Origin of the sequence: Orenia metallireducens (assembly GCF_001693735.1) — a bacterium.
In the GTDB taxonomy this organism is placed as follows: Bacteria; Bacillota; Halanaerobiia; order Halobacteroidales; family Halobacteroidaceae; genus Orenia; species Orenia metallireducens.
The window spans coordinates 308,132-332,740 of record NZ_LWDV01000009.1; the positions used below are offsets into that span (position 1 = coordinate 308,132).

Here is a 24,609-nt window from a genome sequence, read left to right on the forward strand (position 1 = left end):
GCACCAAAACAAGGCACAAAGTGTTACAGATATCGAAAATGAAGGATTGAGTCAAGATCAACTTAAGGCTATAGACTTACTTATTTCAGGAGAGTTTACTAAGGCTGAAATAGCAAAAAAGTGTGACATTAGTAAAAGGCAGCTATATAGGTGGTTAGAGGAGGAAAATTTTAAATCAATTTATTATGAGAGATTAAATGAACTAAAGGATAAGTTTAACCCTAAGTTGCTTAATATGATTAATAATATTATGAAGTCGGCTCAACCAGAGGAGATAGACGATGAGCTGGATAAGATTGAGGCTTTGGAGAGGTTATTAGTTCTTAAGCGGGAGAAGAAGATTAGAGATTTCAGAAATAACTTATGAGAGTTTTGTAAGACTATCTGTCCAGAGTTTTATCAAGAACATAGGTGGCATTGGAAGCTATTGTGTGGTACTTTGCAGAAGTTATATGAGGGAAATTTAGTTAATGAAGAGGGCAAAGTTTATACTAAGCTGGTGATGAATATGCCTTCTCGTCATGGGAAATCTAGAACCTTAATTAATTTCTGTAAATGGGTATTGGGTAGGAAGAAGAGTAATAGGATTATCACCTGTAGCTATAATGATGCTGCCACTGATTTTTCTATATATACAAGGGATGGAATTATGGAGGTTAAGACCTATCCCCATGAGATTGTTTATGAGGATATCTTTCCTGAGAGTAAGATTAAGAAGGGAAATGCTATGCTCTGGTTTGTTATCAGAGAAGAGCTATGAGAGTGTGAGAGTTAATATGGTGCCAGAGATATTCAGAGCAAATTATCATCAGGAGCCAATAGATCAGAAGGGTAAATTATATAAGTATTTTCAAACTTATGATAAATTACCTGAGAATTATGAGAGGATTATCTGTTATGTTGATACAGCTGATGAGGGTAATGATTATTTATGTGCTATTGTGGGAGTAGAGTATGAGGGAGAGGTTTATATAATTGATATTCTTTATACTAAGGGTGGAATGGAGGTTACAGAATCTCAGACTGCTGAGTTATTGGTAAGAAATAAGGTGAGTTACTGTAAAATTGAGAGTAATAATGGTGGTCGTGGTTTTGCTAGAAATGTTGAAATGATATTATGGGAATATTACAGAAAAAGGAGTATTGATATTCAATGGTTTCATCAGAGTAAGAATAAGAAGGCGAGGATAATAGCGAATAGTAGCTTTGTGATAAATCACATTTACTTCTCTGAGGATTGGAGGTATAGATGGGCTAAGTATTATGAGTCAATGAATAGCTATCAGAAAGAGGGGAGAAATAGAAATGATGATGGACCAGATGCTACTACTGGATTAGCTGAGATGGTGAATGAAGGATTTGAGTTGAGGATAGGGAGAGTGTAAAAGATCAATTTACAGTGTACAGTTTACAGTTAAGACCGTTAGAAAATAAAGAGCAGAGGATAAGGGATAGAGGATAGTGAAGATTAAAAACAAGAACTTTTTAGTCCCAGATAAAAGAAGATAAATAAAAACATAAGATGATATTTTTGGAGGGATATGGTGGATTATGGAGAAATAGTTGTTAATAATATAGAAGTTCAAAATCAAAATTATGTTGATTAAATTTAATTTTTATTTTTATAATTTTTTAACAGGGAGATGGTCTAATGGAGTTTACTGGGGGAAGTGCATTACATAATGGAGTTCGGTTTTCATCTACACATAAAACTGTTACTGTTACAATTAATGAAGATGATGAATTTAATACAAAAATAGAAGATAATCTTGCTGTAAAGAAAAAAATACTTTTTAAAGGTGAAAGATTTATTAAGAAAATTCCTTTTATTAGAGGTTTTTATGATTTATTTAGATATAATATTGAACTAATTGTAGTTTTTATAATTACTTTGTTTGTTGATTTAATTAATAATAATTATGATAAAATTAGTGGCTTAATTAGCAATGATCCAGATGGTACAAAAAGTGAGATTGTTTTTGTGATTTTAAATATCTTTATTATTATAATTTTAATAATACTTTCGATAAAATCTATTAAAGAGATAATTAATCATTTAAAATTCTTAAAATTAACTCATGAATTTCACGGTGCTGAGCATAAGACAATTAATGCTTATTATGATCATAAAGACTTATCTATTGAGAAGGTTAGAAGAGCAAGCAGAGTAGCCTATGGATGCGGTACTAGTTTTTTAGCTTTTTGGATAACATGCTCTTTTTTATCGTTGTTCTTCTATAGAGGGTTTATGATTATAAATATAATCCTAGGTTATTCACTAGGCTATGAAATTTTTAAAATTAAGAAGGGGGAGAAAGTATTAGGTATATCTCTTTTTTATAAGTTATCTGCTTGGTTTCAGGATAAATTGTTTACAAGGGAACCTAGTGATAAGCAAATAGAGGTGGCTATATTTGCTTTTGAGACATTATTGGAAGAGGATAATAGGATAGATAAATAATGAATTACTTGATTTACCAAATTTAGGTTATAAGCTTATGGCTATAAATTTTAATAGATTAAAGGAATGTTAAGATAGTATGGTTAGTCATTAAAGATTAATCTTCATCAGTGGCATATCTCATTAAAGAGGTGTGCTTTTTTATTTGATATTTAGATATAAATTGAGGTGATTAAGGTGAGAGTATTTAAAAAATATATCAAAGAAATATTACTTTGTTTAGCTTGGCTAATAGGTTGGGGGTTAACTACCTTGGCTTTTGTAGATTTATATGGTTTTTGGATATGGAAGTTAAGTTGTGGGTTATTATTATTAGGAGTAGTAGGATATAGATTTATCTTCAAAATTATGGTTGATAGATTATATATGCTGTCTTTAGAGGAAAAAGAAGATTAGGAGGTGATGATTATTAATATTTTTAAGAAGGTAGCAAAGGGTTTACAGGTTGAAGCTAATGCTAATCGTCCGAGATTAATGCCTAGTTATAGAATTGGTAAGCCACAGTTTAAGGATTGGAATACTGAAAGGGCTATTAATGAAGGGTTTAAGGTATCGACTTATGTTTATTCTTGTGTTTATCGGATTATGAAGGCTGTGGCTAGTATACCATTAAAGATTTATGAGGATGGGGAGTATAACCCAGAGCATCTTTTACAGGTGTTGTTGGATGACCCTCATCCTTTTTATAGTATGCAGGATATTATGGAGCGGATGGCTGCTCATTTGTATCTTGGGGGAATTCGATTATTCAAATAGTTAGGTTGGATAGTAAGGGAGGATTGCCAGTAGAGTTATTTCCTCTTAACCCCGATAAGGTCAGTCCTGTTCCTGACCAAGCGACTTTTATTAGTCATTATGAGTATAATATTGGGGATAGAATAGAGAGATTAGAAGCTAAGGATATAATTCATGATATGTTTACTGATCCTGCTAATCCTTATTGGGGGATGAGTCCATTACAGGTTGCTGCTATGATTGTAGATACTGATGTGGAAGCTATAAAATGGAATAAGGTTACGATGCAGAATCGAGCTATCACTGAGGGGGTCTTTGCTTTTAAGCATGATTTAACAGGTGCTCAATATAAGGAAGCTAAGGAGCATGTGAGGGAGCAGTATAGTGCTAAAGGGTGTGGACCGTGGGTTTTGGGGAATGAAGTGGAGTATATTCCGATGAGCTTAAGCCCTACTGAGATGGATTTTATCGAGTCAAGGAAGATGACTAGGGAGGATATTTGCTCTATCTTTCAGGTTCCTCTTCCAATGGTGGGAATTTATGATAAGGCTACTTTATCTAATATTGAGACAGCGAGAAAGATATTCTGGTTAGATGGTATTATTTCTTATCTAAAGAATGTATTAGATACGTTAAATAAGAGCTTAGCTAAAGAGTTTGGTGATAATGTAGAGATTAAGGCTGATACCAGTATAGTTAAAGCGTTACAGGAGAATTTGAATGAGAAGGTAGATGCTGCTTATAAATTTAAACAGATGGGCTGGTCCTTAGAAGAGATTAACGAGAGATTGGATTTAGGATTTTCTAAGAGCAAGGGATAAGGGATGGCAAAATTAGTATTATGAATAGAGCGAGGGGGATTAATTATATATTCCTTCTCGCTCTATTCTCTGTTTAATTCGTAATAGTCTCCTTTTTTCAAAGAATAGTTGAATTCTCTCTAAGGAATCTGCTGGATATTGTCTGATTTCTCTGTCTAGCTCCTTCATCATAGAGTCGATTCTATTAATATAGTCTGATTCTGTGGGAGGAATATCTAATGATAATTGTTGATGTTTCTGCATAAGACCACCGCCTTAATTAAGTTATTTGTATACTACTAGTATGCCTATATTATGCTAAAGATATGCAGAGTTTCAATAAATAATGCAAAGTTATGATAAAAAATATTAAGTATATAACATAAGTTATTCCCGAACATATTATCCTCACAACCAGCAATTTCTTTTGATGCTGTAAGGAGAAAAGGTCAAGGAGGAACGCAAGTATGAGTAGTCCTTGATGTTTTCGACTGCAAGCATATAATTAGCAGGATTACGAGATACTATCGTGCTATGAATATGGTTGGATTTTTAAGGTTTTATCTCCCGGAAGCAACCTGAGGACAGATGAGAAACTGATGTGTCATTTCTCATCGCCTCAAATCGTGTCTCTCAATCTTCCCTGTCCCCTATTTAATGCAACCGTAATTGGCGAAGTGATCTGCTGAGCCTGTTCAGGAAGGGAGTTAAAGGGATAGGGGGTTTGGGGGAAAGGGGATGAGGGAAACAATGGGGTTGCGAAAAGTGCAGAATAGTTGAGGTAGAAGTAGTAATTTTATTGTCTTTATAGCTAGCATGGTTTTTATGCTGGCTGGGGAGGGAGATGCTCTTAGCTGAGTGTAAGTCCTGGAAAGCAGGATAGATACGGGAGTTCTGTGTTAACAGGTTGTAGATATCTTGCTTGGAAGGACTGGAACGGGCGTGGTTTTTAGGGATTGTGATAGCAGGTGATTGTGCTGCTATGACTATCCCTTATATTTATATAGTATGACTTTATAGTAGTGATAGCCGAGATAAAAATTATAATTTATTTTTAAAGAGAAATGATAGTAAGTGAAGAATTAATGTTGACTATAGTATAAAAAATCGTAAGTTTTGAGTTCAGAATTAAAGACTTTTGTTCTTAAGTTAATAGCTCATAACTTACGACTATTTTCTCTTATTTAATATGATTCTATAAATTTATCAAGTATATCTTTAGCTTTGGCTACAACTCTAGGATGTGCACTTTTAGCACCTTTGAAATTTCTCTTCTTTTCATCTTTATAAATACCAAATCCATCCAAATCATAGGCTACCATCATTGATTTAGCTAAAGGTTGGTCAATTACTAGAAACCATTCTCTAATTAAGGGATGTCTCTTAGGTAGATAAATAAATTCTATGTTAGGATGTGACTTTAAATTATCATCTTTTTCACCAAAGATATAGACTTTATCTACATTATCGGCTATTTTTAGAAAACGGTCCCATATAGCACGTGCTCTAGAAATTTTTTGGAACCCAGCATAGACTGTTGCAGCTACCTTCTTTTTAAGTACTACTTGTTCCATAATGTAACACATTCTCTCTAACTTAGGTATGTCAGATTCGAATTTTAAAGAAGTAGAACGTAACTTATTATCACTAACATCTCCTCGCAAATCTTCCACAGGTGATTCTAAATCAGAAAAAATATTTTGATATAAAGAAATTTTATCCATCTTAAATCCCTCCTATGTTAATTAATAGTCTTTATTGGTTTTTAACATAATTTAAATCTAATTTCTTATTTAAAAGATAGGTTAAAGTAGTTAAAACACCTCCTTTAATAAGGTTAAAAGGAATAATAATAAAGATTAGATAGCTATTTAGATCTTTAATATATGGATTGACTTGTTGACTTAGTTTAATTATATTATCCAGTGAAATATTTAATATATTTTCATAGAGAGGTATAATAATTATTAAATTTACTATTACTGCTGTGATTGTCATAACAAAGCTACCAATAATTAAAGATTTGAGAATAGAAAGATTATGATTATTATATAAATAACTACTACTACCTACTAAACTAGCTCCAATAAGAAAGTTACTTAATTCTCCAATTCCTAGATTAGAGGAAATAAGTAGATGTAATAAGTTTTTTATTAAAATAATACCTATAGCAATAATAGGATTGTAGATAAATCCAACAATTAAAGGTACAGTATCGCTAATATCTAACTTTAAGAAGAAAGGCATAAAGGGCAAATTAATTTCAAAAAACATAATAAAAAAAGAAAGTACCCCAAAAATAGCTATATTAACGACTCTTTTAGTTTTAGATTCCATCTGTCACACCTCCTTTATCTAATTCAAATTAAATTTTTATTTTAAGTCTTATCATTTACTAAATCTTTAGCTATTTCAACAGCTGATTGTGCATTAGTAGCATAGGCATCTGCACCAGTCTTTTTCCATGAATTTTTATCGTACATAAAAGCTTGCCCACCAACTATAGTTTTTATTTCTTTAGCAGAACTTACTGCCTTGATTAAATTTGTAACTCCATTAACATTAAAGGGCAGTGTTGCTGAGATGATTAGGATATCAGCCTTTTTTTCTTCAATGTATTTAATAATACTATCAGTAGGAGTATTTATTCCTAAGTAATAACTATTCCAACCTTCCATTTCAAAAAAATCAGCTACCATTCTCAATCCAAGATAATGAGACTCTCCAATTGATGTTACAGCGACAATAGAGTAATCTTTTTTTTGATTATTTTCTATATATGGATAGAGTTGATCTATGATTGATAGGGTAGCATGAGTAAAATAATGTTCATGAGCTACACTAATCTTATTTCTCTCCCAGAGTTTACCTACTTCATATAAAGCAGGTTCAAATACATGTAAGTAGATTTCTTTAATTGTTATTCCTTGTTTGATGACTCCTAATATTAATTGGCTTGCTTCTCTTTTCTTGCCTTTTAATAATAAATTAAAGTAATTTTTTCTTAACTTTATAAAGGTATCTTCTTTATTTTCTATATCAATAGTTGAATCAATATCTGAACTAATTTCTTTCATTTTAGTTCTACCTAATAAATAATCAAGGGATACATTAAAATAACCTGCAATTTGATTTAAAATCTCTTGTTTTGGAAATCTATTATTTTGTTCATAGTTAGCTATGGTAGTTTGACTTAATCCTAATTCTTGAGCTAAGTCTATTTGCCGTAATCCTCTTTTTTTTCTTAATTTTTTTAATTTGGAAGCGAAATCACTCAATATTAACTCTCCTTTTATTAATGTGTATACACAAATAATATCACAAAATGTGATATTATTCAAATGATAGTTTTATTTTATCTTTAATATGAGGAGAAGATATTATTTAAATTTAAATAATACCACAAAACGAAATAAAAGATAGGGGTATATATTTTACTATATGAGATTTAGAAATAATTCTATATTATGGCGAAGTGGTCTGTCGAGCCTGTTCAGGAGGAAGTTAAAAGAAAAGAGGGTTGGGGGAAAGAGAATGAAGGAAACAATGGGCTTTGCTTTTAGGAATTGTGATAGCAGGTGGTTGTGCTGCTATGACTATCCCTTTTTTTAGTTTCAAGAATATTTTAGAGGTATAAAATAGATTATCTAAAACATAAATGAAATAAAGATAAATTTTATAATTTAATCCAAGTTATTAAGAGTTCAGAAATGATAACTATTAAATATGTTTGTAATTTAAGCATGTATACAAAAAAGTGATTAGCTCAGAGTATATTAAAAGTTTTTAAGCTAATATTGTTATATTCTTCAAATAATTTAAGAGGGGAAAATTTTATGAATGAAAAATTTAAATCTTATTTTAGTAACAAAATCACCACTTTATAAGTTTGACTAAGCAACTTTATCTTTTTCTAAAAAATAATTAACAGCCTTTTGAATCTTAGAATAAATTTTGCTACTTTCGAGTGAAGATACGAAACTATCAAAAATTAATTCCTTAGTAAGTCTATCAGCTATAGTTCTTTTTATTACTTGAGGACTTTTAAATTTATATTGCTCAAATTTTAGGTCTATAAATGGTAGTACTGAAACAAAAGTATAAGTAATGGCGAGTAAATTAACATACCTTTCTATAGCTTTTTTATTTCTTACCATATAGTTGCCAAAAGACCAGAAAAATTTATGCTGATAAAAGATAACTTCTATATTCCATCTAATATTATAAGCACAAAGTGGTACTTGCTTAAAATCAGTATTATCATATTTGGTTTTTTCGACATCGTGATTTTTAAAAATATTAATCTCATCTGGAGTAATAGTACAAATAAATAACCTTGTAGAAGAAAATTTATCAATATCTTTAGTTGTAACTGTAATATATACTGGAACTTTAAAGAGTCTAGTCATCACCTTTCGAGTAGAAATGAAATATTTATTAGCCTTTTCATAAGAAAAGGCATGAATATCTAATTTGTCACCTCTAAGTCTAGGTCTACCACGCTTTCCATTATGTTTAGGTGGCAAATCAAAAATTGCAGTATCTTTTCTTACTGCACCTATTAAATCTAAGTTATCGTAAGAACTAACAGTATTAAGAACAGAACCTTTAGTGTACCAACTGTCACATAAAAGGATAACTTGGTATGATTCCAACAAATTCATTACAGTATCTATTAATTTTGAGGCTAATTCAAGTTTACTCTTACTTTTATCATAGAGTTTATAGCCTATTGGCAAACTTAAATATCTAATTTGCCCCTTATGTTTTAAAGGAATATTAATAACTAGAGATACAAAACAATGTCCTTTTAGATAAGAACTTCCTGTTCTACTGGTATGGTCGAAAATCCTATAATAACAGTCAAATTTATTACCATACTTTGCTTGTAAAGTATCATCTATACTTAGGAATATTGTTGTATCCCGTTGGGATACATTAATTAAGTTAAGTACTATTCGTAAAGTACAAAGCATTAACTTTTCTATAGAGAAATTAGTATAAGATAAAAAGTAGTAAAAAGAATTTAAAGCCTTATTGCTATACTTACTAATGAAATTATCATATAAAAAATTTATAGATCTTATTTCTTCCATAGAAATTATAGCCAATACTAGCCAATGAAATATTTGAAAACTTGGTTTTGTGAAAATAGAACGATATTTTAATAAATATTGTTTTAATGTTTGGTTTATTGAATTATTGGGAATATTAATCATAGTCAGGCACCTCCTAGGTGTATTTTTCTCTGATATGATTATTATTCCTAGGATTAAGGTGTCTGATTTTGTTATTTTTAGGTAACTTGTTTATCTAATTTCTTGTAAAGTGGTGTTGATTATTTTTAAAATCACTTTTAATTTAGATGAAAAATTTCATATAATAAATAATAGCTTTTTTCTATTTATCACTTTTAAATCAATCTGTTTATGTTATAATATATAATGTTATAGTTTAGAAATTGAGATGTATTATCAAAAGGAGGAAATAAATATGGCAGAGGATAAGAGATATTTAATCCAAACCTATGGTTGCCAGATGAATGAGCACGATTCAGAAAAACTGGCAGGGGTATTAGAGTGTGAAGGGTATCGTCCAACTGAAGAGTTAACAGAAGCTGACATTATCATTTTAAATACATGCTGTGTACGTGAGAATGCCGAATTGAAGGTCTATGGTAAAGTAGGACAACTTAAGAGATTAAAGGAAAAGAATCCTGATTTAATTATTGGAATCTGTGGATGTATGATGCAACAAGAAGATGTAGTTAATGAGATTAAGACAAAATATCGCCATGTAGATATAGTTTTTGGTACTCATAATATACACCACTTCCCTGAGTTATTGAAGCAAGCTAAAGAGCAGAAGAATCCATTAGTACAGGTCTGGGATGAGAATACAGAGTTGATTCCAGATATGCCAGTACAACGGACTGATGACCACAGAGCCTGGGTTACTACTATCTATGGATGCAATAACTTCTGTACGTATTGTATCGTTCCTTATGTAAGGGGAAGAGAGAAGAGCCGTCCAATTGAAGATATAGTTAGAGAGGTAGAAGAGCTATCTGCTGATGGGGTTAAGGAGGTTACTTTATTAGGTCAGAATGTAAACTCTTATGGTAATGATTTTGAAAATAAGACTGATTTTGCCGATTTATTAACAGCCCTTAATGAAGTTGAGGGTCTAGCTAGAATTAGATTTATGACCTCCCATCCAAAAGACTGTAGCGATAGATTAATTGAAGCTGTAGCTAAGTTGGAGAAGGTCTGTGATCACTTCCACTTACCAGTACAAGCTGGAAGCAATAAAGTACTTAAAGCTATGAATAGAAATTACACTCGTGAAGAATATATGGATTTAATTGAGCGGGTTAGAGCCAAAAATCCTAATGCGGCTATCAGTACTGATGTAATTGTTGGCTTCCCAGGTGAAAGTGAAGAGGATTTCCAGGATACCTTAGATTTATTTGAAAAAGTAGAGTATGATATGGCATATAGTTTTATGTACTCTAAGAGAACAGGTACTCCCGCTGCTAAGATGGAAGAGCAGGTTCCAGATGATATCAAAAATGATAGATTACAAAGATTGATTGATTTACAGACTAAAATCAGTATGACTAAGAATCAACCATATCTCAATCAAACAGTAGAGGTATTGGTTGAGGGAGAGAGCAAGAATAACCCTGATACTTTAACAGGTAGAACTACTAGTAATAAGATAGTTATATTTGAGGGTGACAAGAATTTGACAGGGCAACTAGTTAATGTTAAAATAGACAAGGTACAGAGCTGGACTTTATATGGAACAATAGTCGATTAAGGCTCTGTGGCAAATAATCAAAAGGGATGTGTAGTTTTATGTCAATTATGAAGAAAGCTAAAGATTTAGGAGATGCGATTGTAGAATCTACTGAATATAAGGAATTATTGGTAGCTCAAGACACTATGCAAGCTAATGAAGAAGCTCAAGGAATCTTACAAGAGTTTCAACAAAAGCAACAAATGGTACAGATGATGACTATGAATGGTCAAGAAGCAACTGATGAAGTAAGAGAAGAGTTAACAGCACTACAAACTAAAATGCAAGAGAATGAAGATATCAAGAACTTTATGGATGCTCAAAATAAATTTAATCAAGTAATGCAGACTGTTAATCAAGTTATCTCTGCAGCTTTAGCTGGAGAAGAAGGCGGTTGTGGTTCTCATGCTGGTGGATGCAGTGGCGGTTGTTGTTAATAATTATAAATTTGATAAAACTCTAGACATTTAAATGTCTAGAGTTTTTTATATCTAAGTATTAATATGTTGAGAATATAGAACTGATTTCTTTAATTATAAATCTAATAATTATAAAATTTACTAATTCAGAGCAATTTAAATATAGTTAAGTAATATAGGGCTATGGTCAATAAAGATGGTTTATTAATCCCTAGTTACCAGTTACTTACTACTTATCACTATTATAAGGTAGGAGATTATCTTGCAGATTATTATTAAGATCTTTACAATGTTTCTTTTGACTATCAGTCTGATGCGTTTAATGGGTAAGTCTAGTATAGTACAATTAACTCCTTATGATTTGGTAGCTATTATCATCTTAGGGACAGTGGTAGCAGAGCCTTTAATCAGTACAGAGTTTCTACCAACAATCATTAGAGCAGTTGCTTTGGTTCTATTTTATATTATTTTTGCCAAGTTATCCCTGAATCAAATAATGAATAGATTCTTATTAGGTGAGCCAAGTATCTTGATTAAGGATGGTCAGATTATAGAGGAGAATTTAGAGAAGGAGCACCTTTCTTTGTTGCAACTTCTATCTATTTTGAGAACAGAGGGATATTCCAAGTTGACAGAGATAGATTTTGCTGTACTTGAACCAACAGGGTCTGTAAGTGTGATTCCGATACCATCAGCTCGCCCTGTTACCTTGGCTGATTTAGATATTGAGCGGGAGTATGAAGGGATTCCAATGGCAGTGATTATTGATGGGATTATTCAAAAGAGGAATCTAAAGCTTGTTAATAGAAGTGAAGAGTGGTTATTAGAGAAGTTAAAGAAGAGAGGGATTGACAATACCAAAGATATATTTTATGCTTTTGTTGAAGATAAGAGTGATAGGTTATATTTGAGTTTGAGAGATTCGGCTAATCTTAAGCAGAGAGAGGAAGTAAAAATAAAAAATAAAGAAGAAGTGGATAATTTTAAAATCTCAGAAGAAGATCAAGAGATATACTTAATCAAGGATGGGGAACTACAATTAAAAGAGTTAGCTAATATGGGGATAGATAAGTCAGAGCTTTTAAATTGTTTAGGAGTAAAGCATTTTGATAGCATTGAGGAGGTCAAGATTAAACAGAAATTAGAGAATGACTAATAAAATCAAAAATATTTTCAATATTAGTAATTTTAAAGGTGAATTAGAGTAAACTTATTAGTAACAGATAATTTGAGGGGGTCTAATTAAATCATGACACATTGTAAAGCGTGTGGAGATGAATTGGTTAATGTCTACTTTGGTGATGATGGACGCTCAAAAAATGTACAACATAAGAGATGTTTAAATTGTAATGATGTAATTGTAACTAAAGAGGAGAGCTAAAGAGTAGCCAATTTGGCTACTCTTTATTATTTCAAGATAGAATTAATTGATGATATATCGTCTAAAGCTAAATAGAACTTTGGACCATACTTTATTATAAGCTTACTTTATGTTATAATAATAATTTGTAGATAACGACATTAACTTTAATAATATAGATAAGTTTTAGGAGGTATTATATATATGGCTAAATTGACGCCAATGATGCAACAGTATCTTTCTATCAAGAAAGAGTATCAAGATACAATCCTCTTTTTTAGGTTAGGAGATTTTTATGAGATGTTCAATGAGGATGCCAAGATTGCAGCTAGGGAGCTTGAGTTAACCTTAACTGCTAGAAATAAGGGAAAGGGGGATGAGGTACCAATGGCTGGGGTACCTTATCACTCTTCGGAGTCCTATATTGCTAAATTGATTGAGAAGGGTTATCGGGTAGCAATCTGTGAACAGGTCGAGGATGCCAGTCAAGCCAGTGGCTTAGTTAAAAGGGAAGTAGTCAGGGTGATTACTCCAGGAACGGTAGTAAATAATAATATTTTAGAGGAGAAGAATAACAACTATTTAGCGGCTATTGTTGGATCTGATAAGGGTTATGGGTTTTCCTTAGTAGATGTTTCCACAGGGGAATTTGCAGTGACCCAATTAGATGGAGCAGAGGCTGCTAATAAGGTAATTGATGAATTATCAAGAATCAATCCTGCTGAGGTATTATTAGATGATAAAGTCCGCTCATCTACTGAGATTATGGGCTTTATGAGAAGTCAAATCAATCCAATTATTACAAACATTAAAGAGAGTTTTGGCTATGATCGGGCTTATGAACTGTTAATAGACCATTTTGATACAATTACTTTAGAGGGCTTTGGTTGTGAAAATCTACCTTTAGCTATTCAAGCAGCTGGAGCAGTCTTAGACTTCTTAATTGAGACCCAAAAGAGGAGTTTAAAGCATATCAACCAACTCTCTACATACGCTACTATAGATTATATGGTCTTAGATGCCAATACACGGCGGAACTTAGAGTTGGTTAAGACTATGCGTGATAAGAGTAAGAAAGGAAGTTTATTATGGGTTATCGATAAGACGGTAACTTCAATGGGGGGACGAAGGTTAAGGCGTTGGGTTGAACAACCACTACTTGATGTTGAAGAGATTAATCGTCGCTTAGATGGTGTTGAAGAGATTAGTAAGAATATCTTACTAAAAGAAGAATTAAGGGATTTATTAAATCAGGTCTATGATATCGAGCGCTTGATGGGGAAGGTGATTTATGGCTCTGCTAATGCTAGAGATTTAATTGCCTTAAAGAGTTCTTTAGAGATATTACCTGATGTAAAAGCTTCATTAGCGGAATTTGAAAGTAGTATGTTAGAGGAGTTAGAGGAAGATTTAGATAAGTTAGCAGATATAACAGAGTTGATTGAAAGCTCTATCCAAGATAAGCCGCCAACAACTATTACTGAAGGTGGAATTATTAAGGAAGGCTATGATGAACAGTTAGATGAATACTTAGATGCCAAGAAGAATGGTAAGAATTGGATTATCCAACTTCAACAGCGTGAACGGCAAAGGACTGGGATTAGCTCGTTAAAGGTTGGGCATAACAAGGTTCATGGTTATTATATAGAAGTAACTAAGGCTAATTTAGATGCAGTTCCTGAGGATTATGTTAGAAAGCAGACCTTAAGTAATAGTGAACGTTATATTACCCCTGAGCTTAAAGAGAAAGAGTCGATTATCTTAGGAGCAGAAGAGAAGAGTATGGAGCTAGAGTATCAGTTATTTATCCATATCAGAGATAGAATCGCTGCTGAGACTGATCGGATTCAAAAATCAGCTAACATCTTAGCACAGTTAGATGCTTTAATCTCGTTAGCTGAGGTAGCTCTAAATAATAATTATGTCAGACCTAAGGTCAATCACGGTGAAGTAATAGATATTAAATCTGGCCGCCATCCAGTGGTAGAAGCTATGCTTGATACAGAGGTCTTTGTCCCAAATGATACTTATCTAGACCAAGGTGATGAACGCTTCTCAATCATTACTGGGCCGAATATGTCAGGAAAGTCTACTTATATGCGCCAAGTTGCGTTGATTACTTTATTAGCTCAGATGGGGAGCTTTGTGCCAGCAGAATTTGCTGAGATTGGAATCGTTGATAGAATCTTTACCAGAGTTGGAGCATCTGATGACTTGACTACAGGACAAAGTACCTTTATGGTAGAGATGAATGAGGTAGCCAATATCTTAAATAATGCTACTAATAAGAGTTTAATTATCTTAGATGAAGTTGGTCGAGGGACAAGTACTTATGATGGTTTGAGCATTGCTTGGGCAGTAATTGAGTATATCAGTGATACCGAGAAGATTGGTGCTAAAAGCTTATTTGCTACCCATTATCATGAGTTGACAGAATTAGAGGATAGGTTAGCAGGGATTAAGAACTATAATGTAGCAGTACAGGAAGAGGGGGAAGATGTAATCTTCTTGCGTAAGATTATCCCTGGTGGAGCAGATCAAAGCTATGGAATCGAAGTAGCTAAAAGAGCAGGTATCCCTAAGCTAGTAATTGATCGTTCTAAGGAGATTTTAGCAAAGTTAGAGGAGCAAGAAGAGAAGACGATAGAAGTAACTACCAAAGATAAACAGAAGAAAGTTAAAGAAAAGAAAGTAGATAATATAGATAGTAAAGAGAAGCAGGAAGAAGATTCAATTAAAGCAGAGATGAAGATTAAAGAGAGTCTGGCTAACCCTGCTCAAATGGCTTTATTCAATACTAAGCAGAGTGAAGTCTTGGAGAAGCTAAGTAAACTAGATATAATGTCCTTAAATCCCTTAGAAGCGATGAATCAGTTATACCAATTACAACAGAAAGCAAAGGAAGAGCTGAAGGGATAGTGTACAGTTTACAGATAAATGACTACTGAAGAGTAATAAGTAAGCAAAATTTACAAATTACCATATATTCTTTCAACTTAACTGTAAACTGTATACCGTACCTACGAGTCTAAAGAACAAGACTTTTCGTGTAAACCACTGTCAACTAAAAAATTGGGGGTGAGAGTAATGGGCAAGATTAGAGTCTTAGCAGAGGATGTGGCAAATAAGATAGCTGCTGGTGAGGTGATTGAACGACCAGCCTCAGTGGTTAAGGAATTGGTAGAGAATTCGATAGATGCAGGGGCTAGCAAGATTGAGATTAAGGTTAAAAATGGTGGTAAGGATTGGATTCAAGTTATCGATAATGGTGAAGGGATGAGCCCTGATGATGCCAAATTGTCCTTTGAACGCCATGCTACTAGTAAGGTTGAACGGGCAAATGACCTCTTTGCTTTAAGGACTTTAGGGTTTAGGGGTGAAGCCTTGCCTAGTATTGCTTCTATATCTAGAGTGAATCTGACTACTAGAACTGAAGAGAGTTTAAGTGGGATAAAGTTAAGGCTAGTAGGAGGAGAGATAGAAAAAGAGGAGAGTTGTGGTGCTCCAATTGGAACAAATATTATCATTAAAGATCTCTTCTTCAATACTCCAGTTAGATATAAATATTTAAAGCAGATTTCTACAGAGATAGGTCATATCAGTGATATTGTCAATAGATTGGCTTTATCCTATCCTGAGATTGCTTTCTATTTAGAGCATAATGGACGGAAGATTTTAGAGACTACAGGTAATGGGAATCTATTAGATGTGATCTTTAATATCTATGGTCGCCAAGTGGCTAAAGAGATGGTCAAAGTTGATTATTCAGACAATTATATGGAAATTAAAGGATATGTCTCTAAGCCTACAGTAACCCGCTCCTCTCGCAAACACCAATCTTACTTTGTCAATGGTCGTTATGTTAAAAGTAATTTGATGGGTAAGGCAGTCCAGGAGGCTTATCATACTCTATTAACGGTACATCGCCAGCCTATTGTGGTATTGAATTTGAAGCTAAATCCTATCTTAGTAGACGTAAATGTTCATCCAACTAAGTTAGAGGCTAAGTTCAGTCGTTCTGAGATGGTATATGGATTGGTCCAAGAGGGAGTTACTAAAGCAATTAAATCCAGTGATCTAGTACCTAAGTTGAAATTAGACAAGAAGCAACAGCAGAGTAGAGATAATTATACTCAAAATGAATTGGTCTTAGCTGTTGATAAAAAGTATAGGTCTAAAAAGAAAGATAAATCTTCTCAATTAGAATCTAAGGTGGAGAATAAAAATTTTAATTACCGAGCTAATCATCCTCAAAAAGCTAAGAAGAGTAAAGAACTTAGGGCTAAAAAGATAGAGAAACTATTTAAGGTAGATGAAGATAAATTGGCTACAGCTAAAATAGAGTCTATAAAAGAGAATAAGGTAGAGAACAATATTAAAGAGACTGCTCAAGATTATAAGCCTGAAGATAATAATGCAAAGAAAGATAAAGAAATAGAAGATAAAAGGGTTGAATTGAATCTAGTTCCTATAGGTCAGATTCATCAAACCTATATTATTGCCCAAGGCTTAGATGGGATGCATATTATCGATCAGCATGCAGCCCATGAGCGGGTTCGTTATGAAGAGTTGATGGCAGAGTTCAAATCTGGGGAAATCAAGACGCAAGAATTATTGATTCCCTTGAATTTGGATTTAACCTATCAAGAGGTAGAGATACTCAATCAAGATAAGGATAAGATAGAAAAGTTAGGATTCATCTTAGAGAGCTTTGGTGGAAATAGCTATATTGTTCGTGGTGTTCCCACAGGGCTTTATAATTTAAATGATGAAGAGTTAATCCGAGATTGTATAGATAAATTATTAGAAGAAGGTGAGCTTGGGGAAGCCTATGAATTGGTGGAGGATATCTTGATTATGATTTCCTGTAAAACAGCAATTAAAGCTGGTGATAAACTATCGATTCGGGAGATGAATAAATTGATTGATGAGATGGAACGTTATGGGGTGACTAATTGTCCTCATGGGCGTCCAGTAATGATGCAGTTATCGAAAAAGGAGTTAGAGAAGGAGTTTAAGAGAACATAGTTGATAGTGTACAGTTTACAATTTACAATTAAGATTAAAATTAATAGATTTTAAAATGAAAACGCCGATAAAGATTAAGTTTTATATTTATTTAATTAGAAGTTTTAATAGTTTTAAACTTAACTGTTTATTGTACCTTATACACTGTCAACTGAGTAAGGGAGTGATATTTGTGCGAGAACCTGTAGTAGCGATTGTAGGACCTACTGCTGTAGGCAAGACTAGATTATCATTAACTTTGGCCCAAGATTTGCAGGGGGAGATTATCTCTGCAGATTCTATGCAGGTCTATAAGAGGATGGATATTGGTACTGCGAAGGCATCGGAAGAAGAACAGAGGCTAGTGCCCCATCATCTAATAGATATTATCGAGCCAGATGAAGAATTTAGTGTTGCTGATTTTCAAGAGAGAGTAGATGAGTTGATTCCTAAGATTTATCGACGGGGTAAGCTTCCCATGTTGGTAGGAGGAACAGGGTTATATGTGCAGGCAGTAATCGAAGGTTTTATCTTTCCAGAGATGGAACCAGATTGGGAGTTAAGAGAGAGGTTAACAGCAGAAGCAGAAGAGAAAGGGACGGAATTTGTTCATGATAAGTTAAGAAAGATAGACTCTAAGCTTGCTGATAAGTTACATCCTAATGATTTAAGAAGGGTAATCAGGGGAATTGAGGTCTATCAGCAGACTGGTCAGACCAGTACCTATTTTCAACAGAAGGCTGAAAATACACCTCCTCGATATCAAGCTGTCAAGATTGGTTTGAGAAGAAAGAGGGATAGTTTATATGAGAGAATAAATCAACGGGTTGATTTGATGATAAAAGAAGGATTAGTTGATGAGGTTAGAGAATTATATAAAGAAGGTTATGACCGTAACTTGATTTCAATGCAAGGTCTGGGCTATAAAGAGATTATAGCTTACTTTGAAGGTGAATATGATTTACAAGAAGCGATTAGACTAATTAAAAGGGATACACGCCATTTTGCTAAACGCCAGTTCACTTGGTTTAAACGTGATAAGAGCATCCATTGGTTTGATGTAGACCAATATGATTTTGATGATTTACTCAAGGATGTTAAGGGACTGATTGAGTCTAAGATTGAGCTTTAGAGTAGTTTTTAGAACTTAAACTCAGATTCGGGAGGTATAACTTCTCAATGAAGTATAATAAAGAGGTCAGCAAGCTAATTCTTAAAATGAAAGAGAAGAAAGATGGTCAGCAGGATAATGTTTTAGTTACAACTAATGAGAATTTAAGAGGGTTAAAGTGTCCTGTCTGTGAATGTGGTATTGATGAGCATGAGAAATATATCTATTGTTCAGTGATAGGTGCTTATATTTGCGATGTCTGTTGCCGCTATGAGCTCTGTAATGACTATAAGTTAGCTAATAAAGCTTTAGGTAAAGAGGTATTTAAAGATAATAATGAGATGATACTGCTTTGTCAGTGTTGTGAATGAAAAGAGGGCAACCGCCCTCTTTTTTTATTTATTCTGTTAATTTTTGAGATGGATTGTGATGGTTAATTGGTATATTGCGACACTTTTTGAGTCCACAGTGTACGGTGAATAGTAGATAGTTAAATTCTTTAAAAACGGAAAAAATTTTTGTTTGAACGAAGCAAAAATTGAGCTAAAATTTAGAGTTTAATCGGATTTTGATTAGAGAATCTGGTTAATGATAATGGATAGTATTCTGATTGCTGAGTGAGTGGGCTCTGCCACGAAGAGTCTCGGTCTGTAGGCTCGTAGAGATATTCCTTGATTTTTTGGTTACTTTTTCGCCCTGAAGGTACCATGCCTGAAGAAGTACTCTTGGGGTAGAACCTAAGAAATTTACTTACTTTTTACTATGATAAATATTTTATGGAGTCTTATTACTTGTTGCTGATTCTACATAACTATTTATTCCATCTAGAGTCAATCGGTAATTATATAATCCTTACAATCATATAGTATATAATAGAAACTATTTGGAGGGATTGTGATGCCCTTGAATAATAGTTCCAAAAAAAGGGAGATATTGCGAAGATTAGAGTTTGGAGATATTTCGATTATAAAGGCTTTTGAGTTACTAAAGGAACAAGAGGTCAGTAAAGAAGAGAAGAAGATAGAGAAATTAGAGAAAGACCCTATAGAGGAGATAGTTAAAGAGCTAAATACCATGATTGGACTGAATAATATTAAAAACTTAGTTAAACAGCTTAGAGCTTTTGTAAGTATTCAAAAAGAGAGAGAGAAACAACAGTTGAAGGTTGATTCTTTAGTAATGCATATGATCTTTAAAGGAAATCCTGGTACAGGAAAGACTACAGTTGCTAGAATATTGGCTAGATTATTTAAGGAGCTAGGGCTTCTAGACAAAGGGCATTTAAAGGAAGTAGAGCGTGCTGATTTAGTAGGGGAGTATATCGGACATACAGCACAGAAGACTAGGAAGATGGTAGAGTCAGCTTTAGGTGGAATCTTATTCATTGATGAAGCTTATGCTTTAGCAAGGGGAGGTAATCGAGATTTTGGAAAAGAGGCAATAGATACCTTAGTTAAAGCTATGGAGGATAATCGGGAAAATTTAATTGTAATTTTAGCAGGATATCCTAAAGAGATGGATTATTTCTTACAGACTAATCCAGGATTGAATTCTCGTTTTCCTATTCAGGTAGATTTTGAGGATTATACTTTAGAAGAATTGATTGAGATAGGTAATTTAATGGTCAAAGAGCGAGAGTATACCTTCTCTAAGGGTGCTGAAGCTAAGTTATACAGTGTTTTAAGTAAGATGAGACAGGGTGCAGGAGCAGAGGAAGGAAATGCCCGTACAGTCCGTAATTTGATTGAAGAGTCAATCAGAAATCAAGCAATTAGGCTTGTCAGTAAAGAGAAGATTACTAAAAAAGAATTGATGACAATTACTAGAGAAGACCTTCCTAAATATCAAATTGACAGTTGATAATTTGTAATTGGCAATCGACTACTATAAGTAGGTTGCCGATTGTAGATTATAAATTAACTTTTTGGGGTGAGATTATGACATCAGCTGTAATAGTAGGTCAACCAAATGTAGGTAAGACATCTTTTTTAATCAATTTTGCTTATTATTTAGGTCTAAAAGAATTGAGATTTATGATTAAACAACCTGCAGGATTTGTATCAACACGAACCTATCAGATAGAACAAGCCTATGATCAGTTAACCTCTAATGAACCCCATAAGACAAATAGTATTCAGAGTATACAGCTTAAATTACCTGTTGGTAAACAGGATAAAGATATTAGATTGGTAGATAGTTGTGGTCTAATTGATGAAATACATCAGCAAGAATATATCAGAAAATCTATGGCAGAGACCTTACAAGAATTGATGGTCAGTGAGATCGTCCTTCATATTATTGATTTAAGCCAATTAGGTGCTAAACGAGGGTTAAAAAGGATTGATCAGGAGATTTATAATTTTTTAAGGGATAGAGCAGGATATAAGATTTTGGCAAATAAATTGGATTTGGATATAGATCAAGAGAATTTAAGTAAGTTAAATGGATTTGTAGATAAGAGGTTGGTAGTACCTATTTCTGCCATTTATCAGGAGGGATTTGATCAGATTAAGGTCTTCTTATTAGATAATGTTTAGGAGGATATGATGGAGACAGTTAATAATATTACCGTTATTTTCTTAACAGGCCTGGTGATTAAATTAATGGATGATTATTTAGATCAAGAGATTGATAGAATGAATGGAAGAAGGACCTTAGCGATGAGATTAGATAGAGGGACTCTACCTTATGCCCTGATTTTATTAACTTTTGCTGTACTGATAGAGTATCAATTGACAATAGCCTTGTTTTGGTCAAGTTATGTTGTAGGAATGGGGATGGATACCAATAGATTACCGACAGGTTTAAAGAGTTATCAAGAAGTTATGATTATGTTGATACTTGGATTTTTGGTTTTAGATTATAGGTTATTTCTATTCTCTATATCGATAATTACTTTTATTCAATTAAGTGATGATTATATAGACTATTATTTAGAGGAATATATCAGCCGTGATAACTTTATTAACTATCTAGGTAAGGTAGGGACTATTTTATTAGCTACAATTGCTTTAATGATCGCTTTGACTATAGATTGGCAGATGTCTATCTTGGTGGTTTTAATTGCTAATATTGTGGTCTGGATACTTCATAGATAACCGATTATGTACTGGGGGTGTATAATTTGGAAGTTAAATATATCTCCTTATTAGTACTTATTTTCTTGACGATAGGTTATTTTTGGGGAAGATATATTGGTCATAAGGAAGGTTTGAAAGAGGGAAGGTTGCGAGCTCCTATAGCATTAAGAAAAAAGAGCTTAGAAGAGGGATTCTGTGTATTATGTGATGAAAACTTCAAGTTTGAAATGAAGGATTCTTAGCTAGAGTATATTATAAAGTAATACAAGATTAAAGTGTTTATATCAGATGAAGGAAAAAATGATTTAATAGAGAATATATGTTTATAAATTGGGACTTAATTTTTATCTTAGATAAGAGGAGGAAATATTAATGAAAAAACAGATTAATTTACAGGATACTTTCTTAAATGAAGTGAGAAAAGAGAAGATCAAAGTAACTATTTTCTTAATCAATGGTGTTCGTTTGGCAGGTTTGGTGGAGGGCTTTGATAATTTTACTGTTATTTTAAGCGCTGATGGCAAGCAGGAAATGATTTATAAACATGCTATTTCTACAATAGTCCCAGAGAAAGAGGTTAAGAGTCTGTTCAAAGATGAATGATGTTTGTTTTATTATAGATATTTAAGGTTGATGGCTGTTTAGCTGTCGGCCTTTTTTCTTTTTTGATGTTTTTAAGAGGATATTTGATTTTTTATATAGGTTTTATTTTATCATATCAATGGTTGTTACCACCACACAGATTCAGAGGTAAAGATGGTATTCTTAAATTTATTAAGCAAGTGGGAGCCATACAGTTTGACACTTTAAACCAAGTTGGATATAATTCTCATCTTGTGCTCCAGTCTAGAGTTGCTAATTATAAAGCATAGCTTCTTCAAGAGTTATTATATAGAAATCGAAAGTTAGTTGATGGCTGGGATAAGAATATGTCTATCTATTCTATAGATGATTGTTCTTATTTTAGTAGATATCGTCAACAGGCATATAAGAAATATAAGCACAGGTCTGACCTTACTGAAATACTCCCTATTATCTTAAATTCACCTTTTAAAAGGTGAATTTTTCAATCTAAGTTACTTTAATCATTAGCTTAATTCACCAAAGATAGGGGCTGTTTAAATTTAAAATAAAATTTAATGGGGATATTGCGACAGTTTCAAATCTCACACCTCACCCTAACCCTCTCCTTATCTAAGGAGAGGGAACAAATTCTTTCTTTTTGCTCTTGCTCCCCTTCTCCTAAGAGTAGGAGAAGGGGACGGGGGATGAGGTGTGGGGTTTTCTAACTATCAACTTTACACTATACATTGAGGTGAAAAAGTGTCGCAATATCTATAAAGGTACATTTAAATTTGACTCTAGAGTTATAAATCTGAATAGATGTGTTATTATTAAATAAATGGATAATAATGATTTTATACAAGAAGAGGGTAAATTTGAAATAAATATGAATTTCATTAACTTACTAAATTAGAAGAGCAGGACTTAGTAGTAAGAGGAGTGAATTTAATATAAAAGGTTATCAATTTTGAGGATGAAAGGACTGACAACTAACAGATGAATATAAATAATTTTGAAAAAGAGATAAATGGAGTGATTTTAGAAAGAGGATACAACTATTATAATAATGGAAATATAGGTGAAGTGTATAAAGATGGAGAGAATGAATATGTTTTTGAAGTTTATGGAAGTGAAGAGTATGAGGTGGTTGTAGAAATAGCTGGAGATGGGGAGATATTAGATTCTAATTGTAACTGTCCCTATGATTTTGGACTTATATGTAAGCACCAAGTAGCAGCTTATTTTGAATTAGGTGATATTTTAAATAATAAAAATACTAGAGAAGAGATAACTAAGAAGCCAGCAATAAAAGAAGTATTAGAGAGCCTTTGCAAAGAGGAATTAATTGATATTATAGTAGATATAGCTAAAAAAGATTTAAATTTGAAAAAAAATATTATCTTTAGATATTCCAAGGGTAATGATGGGGATGAACTAGAAAAGTGTCAAAAATTAATGGATGCAATAGTAAGGAAATATACAAAAAGAGAAGGTTTTATCTCATACAGAGAAACCTACTGGTTTGTAGCTGAGATGGAAGATTTATTAGAAAGGATAAGAGAGAAATATAAAGATAATAAACCTTTATTAGCCTTAGATATTGCCTTTGTAGTATTAGACGAAGCCATAGAGGCTTTTCAATATGCAGATGATTCCAATGGTGATATAGATTTGTGAATCTAAAATGAAATTTATCCAAAATAATTCCTAGCACCTGCACGTTGTTTTATCTTTTCAGGGTTACTATTAGTATAATCAGAAAATATCTTCAATTGGTTTGATAATTCTTCAATGGATGTATAAGCAGACTTATTAGATAAAAACTTCTTCATCCAATTCCACATATTCTCCTGAGGGTTAAGTTCAGGAGAATATGGAGGTTGGAATAATAGAAATAAATGATCTTTATTTTTGCGAACAAATTTCTTTACTAGATCTGCTCTATGAATACTAGCATTATCTAAAAGTACAAAAGTTTTTTCTATACCTCTTTGATGGTCATATTCTAATAATTTTTCTAAAAAAGAAATAATTTCTGTAGCACAGATTGAAATAGAATCTTTTGTTCCTTTTTTATATTTTTCATAGAGGAAATAGAAATCTCTTAATACTTCAGTAGCACCTATGATATTAAGACCTTTACGTGTTCCATTCTTTTCAATTATAGTTGGTTGTCCTTTAGGACTCCAACTATAATAATTATTTGATTCTAAGAGAACATTTGTTTCATCTAAAGCCCAAAAAGATATATCGGAAAGAGGTTCAATGATA

27 protein-coding genes are annotated in these 24,609 nt (G+C 32.8%); 21 read left to right on the forward strand and 6 right to left on the reverse strand.

Annotated features, from left to right (window positions below; translation table 11 throughout):
• The first annotated feature begins 46 nt into the window (after positions 1–46).
• The 7 genes from U472_RS09415 (at position 47) to U472_RS09445 (ending at position 4,017) form a co-directional block, all read left to right on the forward strand.
• Positions 47–367 (forward strand): phBC6A51 family helix-turn-helix protein, encoded by a 321-nt coding sequence (locus U472_RS09415; RefSeq protein ID WP_068717822.1) that lies wholly within the window; start codon positions 47–49, stop codon positions 365–367.
• A gap of 60 nt (positions 368–427) precedes the next feature.
• Positions 428–760, forward strand: coding sequence for a hypothetical protein (locus U472_RS09420; protein WP_068717824.1), 333 nt, complete (start codon positions 428–430; stop codon positions 758–760).
• Positions 761–779: 19 nt separating this feature from the next.
• Positions 780–1,385, forward strand: a complete 606-nt coding sequence (terL, locus tag U472_RS09425; RefSeq protein ID WP_218059062.1) for a phage terminase large subunit — start codon at positions 780–782, stop codon at positions 1,383–1,385.
• 266 nt (positions 1,386–1,651) lie between these two features.
• The gene (locus tag U472_RS09430; RefSeq protein WP_068717828.1) at positions 1,652–2,461 is read left to right on the forward strand and encodes a DUF1385 domain-containing protein; all 810 of its coding nucleotides are present in this window, start codon (positions 1,652–1,654) and stop codon (positions 2,459–2,461) included.
• A 177-nt stretch (positions 2,462–2,638) separates the two neighbouring features.
• Positions 2,639–2,857 carry a hypothetical protein gene (locus U472_RS09435; RefSeq protein WP_068717830.1) on the forward strand — a complete coding sequence of 73 codons (219 nt, stop codon included), beginning with the start codon at positions 2,639–2,641 and terminating at the stop codon, positions 2,855–2,857.
• A gap of 6 nt (positions 2,858–2,863) precedes the next feature.
• Positions 2,864–3,217, forward strand: coding sequence for a phage portal protein (locus tag U472_RS09440; RefSeq protein WP_068717832.1), 354 nt, complete (start codon positions 2,864–2,866; stop codon positions 3,215–3,217).
• 23 nt (positions 3,218–3,240) lie between these two features.
• Positions 3,241–4,017, forward strand: coding sequence for a phage portal protein (locus U472_RS09445; protein ID WP_245684785.1), 777 nt, complete (start codon positions 3,241–3,243; stop codon positions 4,015–4,017).
• A gap of 39 nt (positions 4,018–4,056) precedes the next feature.
• Here U472_RS09445 and U472_RS09450 read toward each other — a convergent pair whose 3' ends face one another.
• The 5 genes from U472_RS09450 to U472_RS09470 all read right to left on the reverse strand — a co-directional run bounded on the left by U472_RS09450 (position 4,057) and on the right by U472_RS09470 (position 9,215).
• Entirely contained in the window at positions 4,057–4,260 is a 204-nt protein-coding gene (locus U472_RS09450; RefSeq protein WP_068717836.1) for a hypothetical protein, read from the reverse strand.
• 920 nt (positions 4,261–5,180) lie between these two features.
• Positions 5,181–5,720, reverse strand: coding sequence for a DICT sensory domain-containing protein (locus U472_RS09455; protein ID WP_068717838.1), 540 nt, complete (start codon positions 5,718–5,720; stop codon positions 5,181–5,183).
• Positions 5,721–5,751: 31 nt separating this feature from the next.
• Positions 5,752–6,333 carry an ECF transporter S component gene (locus tag U472_RS09460; RefSeq protein ID WP_068717841.1) on the reverse strand — a complete coding sequence of 194 codons (582 nt, stop codon included), beginning with the start codon at positions 6,331–6,333 and terminating at the stop codon, positions 5,752–5,754.
• 41 nt (positions 6,334–6,374) lie between these two features.
• On the reverse strand, positions 6,375–7,274 hold the full coding sequence (locus U472_RS09465) for a cobalamin-dependent protein (protein ID WP_068717843.1): 900 nt from the start codon (positions 7,272–7,274) through the stop codon (positions 6,375–6,377).
• A gap of 615 nt (positions 7,275–7,889) precedes the next feature.
• A complete protein-coding gene (locus U472_RS09470) occupies positions 7,890–9,215 on the reverse strand; it encodes an IS701 family transposase (RefSeq protein WP_068717845.1) in 1,326 nt (441 codons plus the stop codon).
• Positions 9,216–9,489: 274 nt separating this feature from the next.
• Here U472_RS09470 and miaB point away from each other — a divergent pair, with 274 nt between their 5' ends.
• The 14 genes from miaB (at position 9,490) to U472_RS09540 (ending at position 24,015) form a co-directional block, all read left to right on the forward strand.
• A complete protein-coding gene (gene miaB / locus U472_RS09475) occupies positions 9,490–10,818 on the forward strand; it encodes a tRNA (N6-isopentenyl adenosine(37)-C2)-methylthiotransferase MiaB (RefSeq protein ID WP_068717847.1) in 1,329 nt (442 codons plus the stop codon).
• Between the two features lie 38 nt (positions 10,819–10,856).
• Positions 10,857–11,234: a YlbF/YmcA family competence regulator gene (locus U472_RS09480; RefSeq protein ID WP_068717849.1), complete on the forward strand. Its 378-nt coding sequence runs from the start codon at positions 10,857–10,859 to the stop codon at positions 11,232–11,234.
• Positions 11,235–11,478: 244 nt separating this feature from the next.
• On the forward strand, positions 11,479–12,372 hold the full coding sequence (locus U472_RS09485; RefSeq protein WP_068717851.1) for a DUF421 domain-containing protein: 894 nt from the start codon (positions 11,479–11,481) through the stop codon (positions 12,370–12,372).
• A gap of 93 nt (positions 12,373–12,465) precedes the next feature.
• Entirely contained in the window at positions 12,466–12,597 is a 132-nt protein-coding gene (locus tag U472_RS17410) for a hypothetical protein (RefSeq protein ID WP_281201090.1), read from the forward strand.
• Positions 12,598–12,780: 183 nt separating this feature from the next.
• On the forward strand, positions 12,781–15,495 hold the full coding sequence (mutS, locus tag U472_RS09490) for a DNA mismatch repair protein MutS (protein ID WP_068717854.1): 2,715 nt from the start codon (positions 12,781–12,783) through the stop codon (positions 15,493–15,495).
• A gap of 168 nt (positions 15,496–15,663) precedes the next feature.
• Positions 15,664–17,604: a DNA mismatch repair endonuclease MutL gene (mutL, locus tag U472_RS09495; protein WP_068717856.1), complete on the forward strand. Its 1,941-nt coding sequence runs from the start codon at positions 15,664–15,666 to the stop codon at positions 17,602–17,604.
• A 172-nt stretch (positions 17,605–17,776) separates the two neighbouring features.
• Positions 17,777–18,715, forward strand: a complete 939-nt coding sequence (miaA, locus tag U472_RS09500) for a tRNA (adenosine(37)-N6)-dimethylallyltransferase MiaA (protein WP_068717857.1) — start codon at positions 17,777–17,779, stop codon at positions 18,713–18,715.
• Between the two features lie 47 nt (positions 18,716–18,762).
• Positions 18,763–19,065 carry a hypothetical protein gene (locus U472_RS09505; RefSeq protein WP_068717859.1) on the forward strand — a complete coding sequence of 101 codons (303 nt, stop codon included), beginning with the start codon at positions 18,763–18,765 and terminating at the stop codon, positions 19,063–19,065.
• A 526-nt stretch (positions 19,066–19,591) separates the two neighbouring features.
• A complete protein-coding gene (locus tag U472_RS09510; protein ID WP_068717863.1) occupies positions 19,592–20,554 on the forward strand; it encodes an AAA family ATPase in 963 nt (320 codons plus the stop codon).
• A 77-nt stretch (positions 20,555–20,631) separates the two neighbouring features.
• Positions 20,632–21,231: a GTPase gene (locus U472_RS09515; RefSeq protein ID WP_068717865.1), complete on the forward strand. Its 600-nt coding sequence runs from the start codon at positions 20,632–20,634 to the stop codon at positions 21,229–21,231.
• A gap of 9 nt (positions 21,232–21,240) precedes the next feature.
• Positions 21,241–21,792, forward strand: coding sequence for a hypothetical protein (locus tag U472_RS09520; RefSeq protein ID WP_068717870.1), 552 nt, complete (start codon positions 21,241–21,243; stop codon positions 21,790–21,792).
• A 26-nt stretch (positions 21,793–21,818) separates the two neighbouring features.
• Entirely contained in the window at positions 21,819–22,016 is a 198-nt protein-coding gene (locus U472_RS09525) for a hypothetical protein (protein WP_068717872.1), read from the forward strand.
• 130 nt (positions 22,017–22,146) lie between these two features.
• On the forward strand, positions 22,147–22,377 hold the full coding sequence (gene hfq / locus U472_RS09530) for an RNA chaperone Hfq (RefSeq protein ID WP_068717874.1): 231 nt from the start codon (positions 22,147–22,149) through the stop codon (positions 22,375–22,377).
• A 957-nt stretch (positions 22,378–23,334) separates the two neighbouring features.
• Positions 23,335–24,015 carry an SWIM zinc finger family protein gene (locus U472_RS09540; RefSeq protein WP_068717877.1) on the forward strand — a complete coding sequence of 227 codons (681 nt, stop codon included), beginning with the start codon at positions 23,335–23,337 and terminating at the stop codon, positions 24,013–24,015.
• Between the two features lie 14 nt (positions 24,016–24,029).
• Here U472_RS09540 and U472_RS16270 read toward each other — a convergent pair whose 3' ends face one another.
• Entirely contained in the window at positions 24,030–24,608 is a 579-nt protein-coding gene (locus U472_RS16270) for an IS630 family transposase (protein ID WP_083189734.1), read from the reverse strand.
• Position 24,609: the final 1 nt, after the last annotated feature.